The following is a 12,284-nucleotide window of genomic DNA, read 5'->3' as shown; positions in this document are numbered from 1 at the left end:
CAAACTTTGTGGTCCGGTAACAGTTACCGGCGGTTTAGCAAGGCTCGCCGGACGCGAGTCGAAGCTGGAACCGCCGCATATACCCGGCGGTTTAGCGAGGATCGCCGGAGGCGAGGCGAAGCTGAAACCGCCGCATATGCCCCGCCGCGCAGATGGCGGATGATGGTGGGGTGGTGCATCCAGAGAACCAGTCGAGTTGGCCGGGCGCCGCGCAGGCCATGCAGTCCTTGGCGGAGTCGTTCGCGGGCGCCGATCCGGGCGCCGACGCAGTCCGATTGCGTGACCTGCGCCGGATGAAAGTGGTGGCGCTGAGCTTCCTGCTCGGCGCCACTGTGGTCTTCCTGCTGTGCCGATGGGCGCAGGCAGATGGCGCTGCTGCCCCCGTCTGGGTGGGTTACGTCGGCGCCGCGGCCGAGGCCGGCATGGTCGGCGCGCTGGCGGACTGGTTCGCGGTCACCGCACTGTTCAAGCACCCGCTGGGTATACCCATCCCGCACACCGCGATCATCAAGCGCAAGAAGGACCAGCTCGGGGAGGGGCTGGGCACCTTCGTGCGGGAGAACTTCCTGTCACCGCCGGTGATCGAGACCAAGCTGCGCGACGCGCAGATCGCCGGTCGGGTGGGTAAATGGCTGTCGGAGCCGACGCATGCCGAGCGGGTGGCCGCCGAGACCTCGACCGTGCTGCGGGTCCTGATCGAGATGCTGCGCGACGACGACGTCCAAGACGTGATCGACCGGATGATCGTGCAACGGATCGCCGAGCCGCACTGGGGTCCGCCGGTGGGCCGGGTTCTGGGTTCGCTGCTGGCGGAAAACCGGCAGGAGGCGCTGATCCAGCTGCTGGCCGACCGGGCCTTCCAGTGGTCGCTCAATGCCGGCGAAGTCATCCAGCGGGTGGTGGAGCGTGACTCGCCGACGTGGTCGCCGCGATTCGTCGACCACCTGGTCGGGGACCGCATCCACCGCGAACTGATGGATTTCACCGACAAGGTGCGCCGTAATCCCGATCATGAACTGCGGCGCAGCGCGACCCGATTCCTGTTCGAATTCGCCGACGATCTGCAGCACGACCAGGCGACCATCGCGAAAGCCGACGCGGTCAAAGAACAGCTGATGGCGCGCGAGGAAGTCGCCAACGCCGCGGCGACGGCCTGGCGGACCCTCAAGCGGCTGGTGCTCGAGGGGGTCGACGACCCGTCCAGCGCCCTGCGGACCCGGGTGGCGGCGACCGTGGTCCAGGTCGGAGAGTCGTTGCGGGACAAGGCCGAACTGCGCGACAAGGTCGATAACTGGATCGTGCGGGCTGCCCAACATCTGGTGGGCCATTACGGGGTGGAGATCACCGCGATCATCACCGAGACCATCGAGCGTTGGGATGCCGCCGAGGCGAGCCGGCGAATCGAACTGCACGTCGGGCGTGACTTGCAGTTCATCCGGATCAACGGCACGGTGGTCGGCTCGTTGGCCGGTCTGGTGATCTACGCCATAGCTCAACTTATGTTCTGACCTGCGCTAGCAAGTGCTTGCAAAAGTTAGCACTAGGCCTTATCGTGGCACGTGTCAGCAATCGCCAGTCCACGAAAGGGGTCACCGGTGTCGCAGGATGACAAGCTCGCCGCAGTGGTCTCCACGGCAGCGGCGGATATCGGTAGCTTCATCCGGTCCCAGCGCGAAGCCGCGCAGGTGTCCATGCGTCAGCTGGCCGACAAGGCCGGCGTCAGCAACCCGTATCTGAGCCAGATCGAACGTGGACTGCGTAAGCCTTCTGCTGACGTCCTCAACCAGATCGCTAAGGCTCTAAGGGTTTCCGCCGAAGTGCTCTACGTCAGGGCGGGAATTTTGGAGCCGAGCGAGAAGAGCGAGGTCCGTGACGCTGTCATTGCCGATGCGGCGATCACGGAACGGCAAAAGCAGGTTCTGCTCGACATCTACACCTCCTTCGTCCAGCAGAACGAAGCCGACGGTGAGGAGACGCCACCTGATTGATCCTCTGTCGTTCTCCTGACCGAATTACCTACGCACGATTTCAACCCGAAAGGAACCCGACATGGCCGAGAACCCGACCATCGATGAACTGAAGGCCCCGCTGCTCGCCGCACTCGGCGCCGCCGACCTGGCGCTGGCCACCGTGAACGACCTCGTCGCCAACCTGCGTGACCGCGCCGGCGAAGCCCGCGAGGACGCCAGCACCCGGGTGGAGGAGAGCCGCGCTCGCCTGACCAAGCTGCAGGAGGAGCTGCCCGAGCAGTTCGCCGAGCTGCGGGAGCGTTTCACCGCCGAGGAGCTGCGCAAGGCCGCTGAGGGCTACGTGGAGGCTGCCAGCGACCGGTACAACGACCTGGTGGCACGCGGTGAGGCTGCCCTGGTGCGGCTGCGCAGCCAGTCCGGTCTGGACGACGCCTCGGCACAGGTGGAGGGCTACGTCGACCAGGCTGTCGAGCTGACCCAGGAGGTGCTGGGCAACGTCGCGTCGCAGACCCGTGAGGTCGGCGAGCGTGCCGCCAAGCTGGTCGGCATCGAGCTGCCCAAGAAGGACGAGCCCGCGGCGGCTCCGGCCAAGAAGGCTCCGGCTGCCAAGAAGGCTCCGGCCAAGAAGGCCGCGGCTGCCAAGAAGGCTCCGGCCAAGAAGGCTCCGGCCAAGAAGGTCACCCAGAAGTAGTAGCAGTTCGACGCCCGGGACGGTGCCCGCCTAGGCTTGCAGCGTGATCGCTGCGAACCTGGTGGGTACCGTCCTTGGCGTTTTGCAGATCGCTGTCTTCGCGACGTCGGTGTACGCCTTCGTGCACGCGGCGATGCAGCGCTCCGACGCCTACACCGCCGCCGACAAGCTCACCAAGCCGGTCTGGCTGGTGATTCTCGGGGTCTGCGGGTTGCTGGCTTTGGTGTTGCAGGTGATGGGGATGGCGATTGCGGCGTGCGCGGCCGGGGTCTACCTGGTGGATGTGCGGCCCCGACTCCTCGAGGTCCAAGGCAAGTCTCACTAGCCCCATGCTGCGTGCGTTCGTCCTTGCCGCCTTGAGCGCCGCGGCCGCGGTGTTGGGCGCGGCGCCAGCCACCGCCGATACTGGGTTGTCCGGCTATGTCGACCACACCGAGTGGGTCAGCTACGACGGCCGGGCGAGTCTGCGGGTGTACCCGACCCCCTCCGCGCGGGCGGCGGCCCTTCGGCTCGACACCGACGGTGCGGGCGAACAGGCCTGGCGGGAGGTGCTCGCCAGCGCTCCCGACGCCGATACTCCCGGCATGCGCGACCAATTTCTCTGCCACTGGAGCTACGCCGAGTTCGCCCGACCCGGCAAGACCAGCTGGAACCTTGAGCCGTGGCGCCCCGTCGTCGACGGCGTGACCATGCTCGAATCCGGATGCAATCCGGGTGCTGCCGAGGAGGCCTTCTGATGCCCACCACCCGATGGGACCGCGACCAGGTGGCCAAACTGGTCGATCACACCCTGCTCAAACCCGAAGCCACCGCGGAGCAGGTGGTCGCCATTGTCGCCGAAGCCGCCGAACTCGGTGTGGCCGCGGTGTGCGTATCGCCGTCGCTGGTGGCCGTTGCGGCTGGTGCCAACCCCTCTGGCGTCCCGATCGCCGCGGTAGCTGGATTCCCGTCCGGCAAGCATCTGTCGGTGGTCAAAGCTCAGGAGGCCGCACTGGCCGCGGCGGATGGGGCGGCCGAGATCGACATGGTCATCGACGTCGGTGCGGCACTGGCGGGTGATCTTGCCGCGGTGGGCGCCGACATTGCCGCGGTGCGCGCCGCCGTGCCCCAGGCGGTGCTCAAGGTGATCGTCGAATCCGCCGCGCTGTTGGAGTTCGCCGGCGACGCCGCTCTGGTGACCGCCTGCCGGGTCGCCGAAGACGCCGGCGCGGACTTCGTCAAGACCTCCACCGGATTTCATCCCTCCGGCGGCGCGAGCGTGCACGCGGTGTCACTGATGGCCGACACGGTCGGTGACCGGCTGGGGGTCAAGGCCAGCGGTGGTATCCGCAGTGCCGACGATGCGCTGGCCATGATCGAGGCCGGGGCGACCCGGCTAGGGCTGTCCGGCACTCGGGCGGTGCTCGACGGACTGGGGTAGCGCCACTGGGTGACTACCCAAGTCTGCAGACCGCCGATAGCCTTTGCGGCTATGCCCGATGTGCGTGGTGCGTTCGCCGACGCCGCGCGTGCGCGCGAGCAGGATTTGGCGCAGCGCCTGGCCACGGCCGCTGACGTGGACCGCAGGCGCTCACCGGGGCGTGCCGAAAGGCGGTGTGGAGACGCCGAAGCCTTGACGCCATAGAGGTCGAAATCTGCGATGTCGTTGCCCGGCAAGACGTACTCGGCCTCGACACCCCGGCAGCTGCTCGGCAGTTCCAGGCATTCCTGGCCGCCAAGGCCAGAGATATCCACCGCGTGGTGGACGACGTCTCTGCTGACAGCGCGAGCAGAACGGGTACGCTGCACTCGCTGCGGTACCCGATGGGCGACGGCACGCCCCTGTCCCCTCCGGTCGACACCCGCGACGGCGAACGCCGGTGGACCGGCAAGGATCTCTACCCGCATGATCCCACCGCCGCGGACGTGAAACAGGACAGCGTCGGGGACTGCTATCTGGATGCCACCATGGGCGCCGTCGCCAACGCCAACCCGCAGTGGATCAAAGATCGTATTCATTTCGACGACGAGACAGGCAATTTCGACGTCACGCTCTGGGATGGGCATGAGTGGAAGCGCATCGACGTGACGCAGGCCGATATCGACACCGACATCAACCACCACGGCGCAAGTTGGCTCGACAACGGCCGACCCGACGCTGCGCTGTGGCCGACCGTGCTGGAGTCGGCGTACGCGAAACTCAAATACCCCGGAAAGGATCTCGCCGATGCCATCGGCAATGAAGTGGGGATCGGGCAGGGTGGCTACGCCAAGGATGCGATGGAGGCGCTGACCGGTAATCGCGGCACCGTGATCAACCCGGAGAATGTCTGGTTCACCAATCAGCATATCGACCAAGCGATTTCCGGGGCACTGGCCAATCATCAGCCGGTGACGATCTCGACTTCTTCCCAAGGAGCGCCGTTGACGCAAAGTCATGTGTATGTCGTCGAAGACGTCAGCGGTGCCGGCAGCGACGCCATGGTGACGCTGCGAAATCCGTGGGAGACCAATATCGGAACGCCGATCGACACCCCCGATGCGCTGGTCACCGTCCGGCTCGGCGACCTCATCGGCTCCGGGCTGCCCGGCCCCCTCGGCACGCACCCGATGGCGTCCGTCAACATCGGTTCACTCGGATGAAAGCAAGCAAGACGATGGTGATAAGCGCAGCAGTGGCGGGAGTCGTCCTAGTCCTTGCCGGATATGTCTTCTGGCAGTACCGAAGCGCTGCGCCGCCCGCACTGGAGGACATCCGGGTGTACGCCCAGAGCGCCGACATCCCCGTCGCATCGGTACCGGATCACGCCGGCGCAGAGCGGCGGTTACGAGAATTCGCCGACGGCATAGCGCCCGGTTACCGGGTCGCTGACGAACGGTTTCTTGCTTCGGGGGCGCCACTGGTCTGGGATGCATTGCGGCACTTCGTCGGACCGTGCCTCGCGCCGTCCGGCTACGCGCTGACGGGCGACGGTTTCTCGGACGACTTGGCCGTCGAATACAGCGTGTACGGACACAGCGGTGGGCTTCGGCGCTGGTTCAACGACGACCTGATCCTGGTCGCCGGCTTCAACAGCACGCCGATGTCGGGCGCGGCTGACACGGACACCTATCTCTACGGATACTTCCGGCTCGCCCGGACCTGACGCCTTACAGCGATTCGAAGCACTGATTCGACGAAGACCCCTCGATAGCCGCATTCTGAGTCGAGAATTTCACCACCACACCGGAATCGGTGACTTGCACGCTGTCGAGGTGGATGCCCAGCGGAAGATCATCGGTCACCTTTGCGGTGAGCTCGTCGAGGCGGCGCTGCACGGTGTCGGTATCCAGATCGTGGCCCAACGCCTCCAGGTCGACCACCTGCAGCGACAGTCCGTTGTTCACCAGCTGTGGCTTGACCGTCGCCTTGTTGAGCAGGCCCTTGAGCGCGATGGTGCCGGCGCCCGGATCGGCGGTGACACTGCCGGTGACAATGCTGCCGATCATCGGGACCACGTCCTGAATCGATTGCTTGATGCCCTCGGCCGGCCAGGTGATGGTGCCGTCCAGTGACCCGATGGTGCCCTTGGGATCTGATGCGCCCGCACCCTTGTTCAGCCGGACGTTGCGGATGTCCAGCTCGAGCTGCATGCCCTTGGCCTGCCGGATCTGGTTGCCGGCGGTCTTGACTGAGATGTGCGAGTACTCGCCGTTGAAGTATTGGGCCAGTACCGGGGGAGTGGTCCCGAACGACACGGTGGCGCTGTCCTGCGCCTCGCATTTGACGGCGTCGGCCACCAGAGCGTTCGCGCGGTGGCGGGCGTAGAGCTCACCGCCGAGCATTCCTACCAGTGCTATTGCGAGCACCGCGGTCAAGGCCAGCATGATCGCCGGCAGGCCGGAAAACCGATGTGTGGGTCCGGGTGCACTCATTGTGCAAGGTTACAGATGCTCGAAGCAGGGGTCGTCGGTCCGCGGAATCGAGGCGTTATGGGTGGAGAACCGCGCCACCACGCCGGTGTCGGTGACCTCAATGCCGTCGGCGCGCAGACCGAGCGGATAACGCTTGGTCAGCTCCGAGGCGAACCTGTCCAACTCGGGCTGCAGCGACTCACGCGGCAGGGTCAGGGCGCCCAGGCCGGTCAGTTTCTGCACCTGCAGGGACAGGCCGCCGTTGACGACTTCGGGCTTGACCACGACGGTGGCCAGACCGAATGCACCCCGCAACTCGACGGTGCCGTCCTGTGCATTGGTCTTGAGGTCGGAGACCAGGTTGCCCAGGATCGGCACCATGTTCTGAACGGTCTCTTTGATCCCGGCCGACGGCCAGGTCAGCGTCGCCTGCAGCGAACCGATGGTGCCCCGCGAGTCGCCGGTGCCGTGCAGATCGACATCGGAGATGCTCAGGTCGGCCGTCATCTGCTTGGCGTCTTTGACCTGATTGCCCGCGGTGTGGATGGAGATGTTGGTGTAGTTGCCGGTGATGTGCTGCCACAGGAACGGCGGCGTCACCCCGAACGAGGCGGTGGCCTTGTCGTTCACCACACATTCGGTGGCCTTGGCGACCTTGCTGTCGCCGATACGGCGGGCGATCAGTTCGGCGCCGATCAATCCGGCCAGCGCCAGCGCGACCACCGTGACCAAGATCAGGACCAGGGCTAGCGGGTCACGTAGCACCGACGCCGACCGCGACGGGGCAGTCGGGGCTTGGATCACGGTGGTGGGCGCCTCACCGGCGGGTGCCGGCGACGGATCCGCGGGCGGCGGCACGGTGGCGTGCGGAGGCGGCGGGGCCTGCGGCGGCACGGGAGGCTGTGCGGGCGCCGCGGGAATTCGGGTGGTGGGCTCTTCACGACCGCCCGCCGGCATCTGACGGGTGGGCGAAGCGGACGGCTCCGGTGGACCAGACGGCGTAGTGCCGCCTTGCGGTTCGGGTTGGTCGGTGGGGCGAGCCCAGGGCGACTCGCCGTGGGGAGGTCCGGGCGGATTGCTCACCCGCGCGATTCTGCCTTACCGACCTGAAGGAAGGTCGCACGATTGCTCAACACGGCCAGCGTCCGGCGGGCGGCGGAGACCGCGTCGAGGTCGATGTCGTAGACCAGTAGCTGCGGCGATGCGCCGGCCGCGGCGATCACCTCACCCCACGGCGACGTGATCATGCTGTGGCCAACCCCGGTCGGTGCCCCGGACGAATCCTCCGCAACGCCCGGGTCGGCCTGCCCGACCGCGATGACGTAGCTGGTCGAATCCAGCGCCCGAGCCCGAGCCAGCAGCTCCCACTGGGACAGCTTCCCCGGGCCGGCGCCCCACGAGGCGCAGACCGCGATCAACTGCGCGCCGCGGTCGGCCAGTTCGGTGTACAGCGCCGGGAACCGGATGTCATAGCAGGTCGACAAACCGACACCGACGCCGTTGACGTCAATCACCGCCGGCTCGAATCCCGGTGCCACCGTGCGCGATTCAGTGAAACCGAAGGCGTCATACAGGTGGATCTTGTGATAGTGCGTGTCGGTGTCCGGGCCGACGGCCAGCAACGTGTTGGTGACGCGTCCATCATCGGCCGGGGTGAACATCCCGGCGACCACGGTGATCTGAGCCCGCGCGGCGACCTCGCGGACCTGCGTGGCCCACGGCCCGTCGAGCGGTTCGGCAACCGGTCCGAGCGGCACCCCGAACCGGCACATCGCCGCCTCCGGGAACACCACCAGCGATGCCCCCTGGTCGGCGGCCCGTTCGGTGTAGTCGGTCACCAGTTGCAGATTCGCGGCCGGGTCGGCGCCGCTGAGTATCTGCGCACACGCAATCCGCATGCATCCAGCCTATTCCGTCGGTGTTGTACCGCCCTGGTTCAGCCACGTCGAGGTGAACCGCTGCTCGGTGGTCATCAGCTCGGCCAACTGCCCGCCGATGAAACTCTCGATCTTGCCGCCCACCAGCGGGATATCGACCTGCACGGTCGCCGTGAGCCGCAGCTCGCAGCCGCCGGCCGCCGGCGCCAGGATCGCGTCGCCGGACAGCTTCGCCGGTGCACCGACGACTTTGCCGGTCACTTGGGCGCGTGCCCGCCCGTCGCGGACCGGATGCCATGTCTCGTGCCGCGCCACATCCAGATTGCCGGGATGGAACTGGGCGGCCAGCGCAGGCAACTTCTCCCGGTGAATGCCCTGAGTGGTGGCGACGTCGACGCCGCCGTCCGGGCCGACGGTCATCGAGTTCAACGCCACGACGTCGGCGCCGGAGTCGGCCAGCCGGGCCCGCCAATAGTGCTCGTCGGCGAAGACGGCGTACACCTGCTCGACGGTCGCCGAGTAGTGCTCGGAGAGCGTGAATGTACGCGGCATAGCTGGTCACGCTACCGTTACCGGCCGTGGCGGGTTCCGAGTTCGCGGGCGCGCGTGTCGCCGAGGCGGTGCCGTTGGCGCCGTTGACCACCCTGCGGGTGGGACCGATCGCGCGACGGGTCATCACGTGCACCGACACCGAGCAGATCGTGGCAACGCTGGGCGAACTCGATGCGGCCGGTGACCGTCCGCTGCTGCTGGCCGGGGGCTCGAACGTGCTGGTCGCCGATGGCCTTGAGGACCTGACGGCCGTTGTGCTGGCCAACGCTGGCATCACTATCGAGGGCAATCTGCTGCGCGCCGACGCCGGCGCAGTCTGGGACGACGTCGTCGCGTGCGCGGTCGCGGCGAAGCTGGGCGGGCTGGAGTGTCTATCGGGCATCCCCGGCTCGGCCGGCGCTACCCCGGTGCAGAACGTCGGGGCTTACGGTGTCGAGGTCGCCGACCGCCTGACCCGGGTTCTGCTGCTGGATCGGCGGACCGGCGAGGTGCGCTGGACGCCGGCGGCCGAGTTGGAGCTCGGCTACCGGACCAGTGCGCTCAAGTACTCGGATGCGGCGGTGGTGCTGGAGGTGGAATTCGAACTGGACGCCGGTGGACGCAGCGCGCCGCTGCGGTACGGCGAGTTGACGGCCGCGCTGCAGGCGGCCGAGGGTGAGTACCGCGACCCGGCAGCGGTCCGCGCCGCGGTGCTGGCGCTACGGGCGGCAAAGGGCATGGTGCTCGACGCGAGTGACCATGACACCTGGAGTGTCGGCTCGTTTTTTACCAATCCTGTTGTGCCGCAAGAGGTCTACTGCAACCTGGCCGCCGATAACAGCGGCTCGGTGCCGCACTGGGAAGCTCCCGGTGGGGTGAAACTGGCGGCTGGCTGGCTGGTGGAGCGGTCCGGCTTCGGCAAGGGCTATCCCGGGCCTGATGCACCGGCGCGACTGTCCACCAAACATGCGTTGGCGTTGACCAACCGAGGCGGGGCCACTTCCGCCGACATTGTGGCCCTGGCTCGCATCGTGCGTGACGGGGTGCGGGACGTGTTCGGTATCACCCTGCACCCCGAGCCGGTGCTGGTCGGGTGCGCCCTGTAAACCGGGTGTAATCAGCGTCGCAGGTGGTCAGGCGGCTGGGCCGGTATCTTGGAATGCCGTGACTCTGAACCGGCGACGTGCGTTGGCAGCGCTGGCTGCCGGGGTGGTGGCGCCGACCACGCTGGGGGGATGTTTCGGCCGGCCCGGAAAGAGCGCCGAGAACGCACCACCGTCAGCGCCCGCCCTGACGTTCGAGCCCGCCCTGAAAGACGGAGCGGTGGCCGACGTGCTGCCCACCGCCGCAGTTGGCGTCACGGTCCGCGAAGGCTGGTTTCAGCGGGTGGCGCTGACCAGCCCGGCGGGAAAGGTGCTCACCGGAACTTTCAATCGGGAGCGCACGCGCTACACCATCACCGAGCCGCTGGGCTATGACTCCGTCTACACCTGGAGTGGGTCGGTAGTAGGCCACGACGGCAACGCGGTGCCGGTCAGCGGGAGCATCACCACAGTCGCCCCCACCGCCGTCATCGACGGAGGCTTTCAGCTGGCCGATGGCCAGACGGTGGGGATCGCGGCGCCGGTGATTCTGCAGTTCGACGGCCCGATCGCCGACAAGGCGGCCGTCGAACGAGCCCTGTCCGTGGTCACCGAGCCACCGGTGGAGGGCGGCTGGGCCTGGTTGCCCGACGAGGTGCAGGGCGCCCGGGTGCACTGGCGCAGCCGGGACTATTTCCCGGCCGGAACCAAAGTCAACGTCAGCGCCAAGCTGTACGGTCTGGCGTTCGGCGACGGCGCCTACGGGGCGCAGGACATGTCCCTGGAGTTTTCGATCGGGCGGCGCCAGGTGGTGAAAGCCGAAGTCTCCTCGCATCGCATCCAGGTGGTCCGCGACGAGGGCGTGATCATGGACTTCCCCTGCAGCTACGGCCAGGCCGACAAAGCCCGCAACATCACCCGCAACGGCGTCCACGTGGTCAGCGAGAAGTACGCGGACTTCTACATGTCCAACCCGGCGGCCGGCTACAGCAACATCCACGAGCGCTGGGCGGTCCGGATCTCCAACAACGGCGAGTTCATCCACGCCAACCCCTCCAGCGCCGGCGCGCAGGGCAACACCAACGTCACCAACGGCTGCATCAACTTGTCGACCGAGGACGCCGAACAGTACTTCTACAGCGCGATCTACGGCGACCCGGTCGAGGTGACCGGCAGCTCGATCGAGCTGTCCTACGCCGACGGGGATATCTGGGACTGGGCCGTGGACTGGGACACCTGGGTCTCGATGTCGGCGTTGTCGAGTTCCGAAGCGACCCGGACCTCACTGCCCAGCGTCGCGCCGGCCACCCCGACCGACGCGCCGACGCTGTCGGGCACGCCCACGACGACGACTACGACGACCTCTAGTCCTGCACCCGGCGGTTAGCGAGGCTCGCACGGAGGAGAGGCGAAGCTGGGCCGCCTAGTCAGCCCGGCGGTTAGCCCGGGACGCCGATGCCTGGTCGCGTGGGCGGATGACGATCTGGTCGAGGTTGACGTGCGGCGGCCGCGAGGCCACGAACCCGATCACCTCGGCGATGTCGGCCGCTGTCAGCGGAGTCAGGCCGGAATAGACGGCGTCGGCCCGATCGCGGTCGCCGTCGAAGCGCACCAGCGAGAACTCGGTGTCCACCATGCCGGGGGCGATTTCGGTGAGCCGCACCGGCTTTCCCAGCAATTCGCCGCGTAGCGTGCGGTGTAGTGCGCTTTGGGCGTGCTTGGCCGAGGTGTAGCCGGCGCCGCCGTCATAGATCTCAAACGCCGCGATCGAAGTCACCGTGACCACCAGGCCGTCCCCGGACGCGATGAGCTTGGGCAACAGCGCGCGCGTCACCTGCAGGGTGCCCAGCACATTGGTCTCCCACATCCAGCGCCAGTGCTCGAGGTCGGCCTGCTCCACCGATGCCAGACCCCTGGCGCCGCCGGCGTTGTTGACCAGCACGTTTATTGAACCGCCGACCTGGTCGCATGCCTGGGCCAGTGCGGTGACCGCGCCCGGGTCAGTGACGTCGGTCACTACGGCGGTGCCGCCGATCTCGTCGGCCAGCGCGGTGATCCGATCGGCGCGGCGGGCCGCGGCGATCACGTGAAAGCCTTGTCCAGCAAGAGTTCTCGCGGTCGCCTCGCCAATGCCTGAGCTGGCGCCGGTGACCACGGCAATGCGCTGATCGCGCGCAGATGTCGTCATCGCGTCAACCTTAGCGATCGTGATAGATTCTCAGCATGTCTCGCAGTGCCCGCTTGCTGACGGCGGTCTGTC

At 67.2% G+C, this 12,284-nt stretch carries 15 protein-coding genes; 10 read left to right on the top strand and 5 right to left on the bottom strand.

Features of this window, described 5'->3' with window-relative positions:
• The first annotated feature begins 152 nt into the window (after nucleotides 1–152).
• The 8 genes from NM962_05830 to NM962_05795 all read left to right on the top strand — a co-directional run bounded on the left by NM962_05830 (nucleotide 153) and on the right by NM962_05795 (nucleotide 5,786).
• The gene (locus NM962_05830) at nucleotides 153–1,508 is read left to right on the top strand and encodes a DUF445 domain-containing protein (protein UVO13622.1); all 1,356 of its coding nucleotides are present in this window, start codon (nucleotides 153–155) and stop codon (nucleotides 1,506–1,508) included.
• 87 nt (nucleotides 1,509–1,595) lie between these two features.
• On the top strand, nucleotides 1,596–1,988 hold the full coding sequence (locus NM962_05825) for a helix-turn-helix domain-containing protein (GenBank protein UVO13621.1): 393 nt from the start codon (nucleotides 1,596–1,598) through the stop codon (nucleotides 1,986–1,988).
• Nucleotides 1,989–2,049: 61 nt separating this feature from the next.
• On the top strand, nucleotides 2,050–2,661 hold the full coding sequence (locus tag NM962_05820) for a heparin-binding hemagglutinin (protein ID UVO13620.1): 612 nt from the start codon (nucleotides 2,050–2,052) through the stop codon (nucleotides 2,659–2,661).
• A 43-nt stretch (nucleotides 2,662–2,704) separates the two neighbouring features.
• On the top strand, nucleotides 2,705–2,986 hold the full coding sequence (locus NM962_05815) for a DUF2516 family protein (GenBank protein ID UVO13619.1): 282 nt from the start codon (nucleotides 2,705–2,707) through the stop codon (nucleotides 2,984–2,986).
• A 4-nt stretch (nucleotides 2,987–2,990) separates the two neighbouring features.
• On the top strand, nucleotides 2,991–3,398 hold the full coding sequence (locus NM962_05810) for a DUF2599 domain-containing protein (protein UVO13618.1): 408 nt from the start codon (nucleotides 2,991–2,993) through the stop codon (nucleotides 3,396–3,398).
• Entirely contained in the window at nucleotides 3,398–4,081 is a 684-nt protein-coding gene (gene deoC / locus NM962_05805; GenBank protein UVO13617.1) for a deoxyribose-phosphate aldolase, read from the top strand. The genes NM962_05810 and deoC overlap by 1 nt, the downstream gene beginning before the upstream one ends.
• A 317-nt stretch (nucleotides 4,082–4,398) precedes the next feature.
• Nucleotides 4,399–5,283, top strand: a complete 885-nt coding sequence (locus NM962_05800; GenBank protein UVO13616.1) for a C2 family cysteine protease — start codon at nucleotides 4,399–4,401, stop codon at nucleotides 5,281–5,283.
• Nucleotides 5,280–5,786 carry a hypothetical protein gene (locus NM962_05795; protein UVO13615.1) on the top strand — a complete coding sequence of 169 codons (507 nt, stop codon included), beginning with the start codon at nucleotides 5,280–5,282 and terminating at the stop codon, nucleotides 5,784–5,786. The genes NM962_05800 and NM962_05795 overlap by 4 nt, the downstream gene beginning before the upstream one ends.
• A 4-nt stretch (nucleotides 5,787–5,790) precedes the next feature.
• On the opposite strand, the gene NM962_05790 is transcribed toward NM962_05795, so the two are convergent.
• The 4 genes from NM962_05790 to NM962_05775 all read right to left on the bottom strand — a co-directional run bounded on the left by NM962_05790 (nucleotide 5,791) and on the right by NM962_05775 (nucleotide 8,963).
• Complete coding sequence (locus NM962_05790) at nucleotides 5,791–6,555, bottom strand: DUF2993 domain-containing protein (GenBank protein UVO13614.1); 765 nt, start codon at nucleotides 6,553–6,555, stop codon at nucleotides 5,791–5,793.
• Nucleotides 6,556–6,564: 9 nt separating this feature from the next.
• Nucleotides 6,565–7,491, bottom strand: a complete 927-nt coding sequence (locus tag NM962_05785; GenBank protein UVO14569.1) for a DUF2993 domain-containing protein — start codon at nucleotides 7,489–7,491, stop codon at nucleotides 6,565–6,567.
• Nucleotides 7,492–7,613: 122 nt separating this feature from the next.
• Complete coding sequence (locus tag NM962_05780; protein ID UVO13613.1) at nucleotides 7,614–8,432, bottom strand: carbon-nitrogen hydrolase family protein; 819 nt, start codon at nucleotides 8,430–8,432, stop codon at nucleotides 7,614–7,616.
• Between the two features lie 9 nt (nucleotides 8,433–8,441).
• Entirely contained in the window at nucleotides 8,442–8,963 is a 522-nt protein-coding gene (locus NM962_05775; GenBank protein UVO13612.1) for a DUF2505 domain-containing protein, read from the bottom strand.
• A 26-nt stretch (nucleotides 8,964–8,989) separates the two neighbouring features.
• Here NM962_05775 and NM962_05770 point away from each other — a divergent pair, with 26 nt between their 5' ends.
• Complete coding sequence (locus tag NM962_05770; GenBank protein ID UVO13611.1) at nucleotides 8,990–10,048, top strand: UDP-N-acetylmuramate dehydrogenase; 1,059 nt, start codon at nucleotides 8,990–8,992, stop codon at nucleotides 10,046–10,048.
• A gap of 58 nt (nucleotides 10,049–10,106) precedes the next feature.
• Complete coding sequence (locus tag NM962_05765; GenBank protein UVO13610.1) at nucleotides 10,107–11,411, top strand: Ig-like domain-containing protein; 1,305 nt, start codon at nucleotides 10,107–10,109, stop codon at nucleotides 11,409–11,411.
• A gap of 36 nt (nucleotides 11,412–11,447) precedes the next feature.
• Here the strand turns inward: NM962_05765 and NM962_05760 are convergent, their stop codons facing one another.
• Entirely contained in the window at nucleotides 11,448–12,212 is a 765-nt protein-coding gene (locus tag NM962_05760) for an SDR family oxidoreductase (GenBank protein ID UVO13609.1), read from the bottom strand.
• Nucleotides 12,213–12,284 lie beyond the last annotated feature (72 nt).

The sequence above is a fragment of the Mycobacterium sp. SVM_VP21 genome (genome assembly GCA_024758765.1).
GTDB classification, from domain to species: domain Bacteria; phylum Actinomycetota; class Actinomycetes; order Mycobacteriales; family Mycobacteriaceae; genus Mycobacterium; species Mycobacterium heraklionense_C.
Note: the sequence above shows the minus strand (reverse complement) of the source record. Positions and strands in the feature narration are given on the sequence as shown.

Coding starts and splice junctions, on each gene's coding strand:
- NM962_05830 (UVO13622.1), top strand. CDS start 153: ATGGCGGATGATGGTGGGGTGGTGCATCCAGAGAACCAGTCGAGTTGG.
- NM962_05820 (UVO13620.1), top strand. CDS start 2,050: ATGGCCGAGAACCCGACCATCGATGAACTGAAGGCCCCGCTGCTCGCC.
- NM962_05810 (UVO13618.1), top strand. CDS start 2,991: ATGCTGCGTGCGTTCGTCCTTGCCGCCTTGAGCGCCGCGGCCGCGGTG.
- deoC (UVO13617.1), top strand. CDS start 3,398: ATGCCCACCACCCGATGGGACCGCGACCAGGTGGCCAAACTGGTCGAT.
- NM962_05795 (UVO13615.1), top strand. CDS start 5,280: ATGAAAGCAAGCAAGACGATGGTGATAAGCGCAGCAGTGGCGGGAGTC.
- NM962_05790 (UVO13614.1), bottom strand. CDS start 6,555: ATGAGTGCACCCGGACCCACACATCGGTTTTCCGGCCTGCCGGCGATC.
- NM962_05785 (UVO14569.1), bottom strand. CDS start 7,491: ATGCCGGCGGGCGGTCGTGAAGAGCCCACCACCCGAATTCCCGCGGCG.
- NM962_05780 (UVO13613.1), bottom strand. CDS start 8,432: ATGCGGATTGCGTGTGCGCAGATACTCAGCGGCGCCGACCCGGCCGCG.
- NM962_05775 (UVO13612.1), bottom strand. CDS start 8,963: ATGCCGCGTACATTCACGCTCTCCGAGCACTACTCGGCGACCGTCGAG.
- NM962_05760 (UVO13609.1), bottom strand. CDS start 12,212: ATGACGACATCTGCGCGCGATCAGCGCATTGCCGTGGTCACCGGCGCC.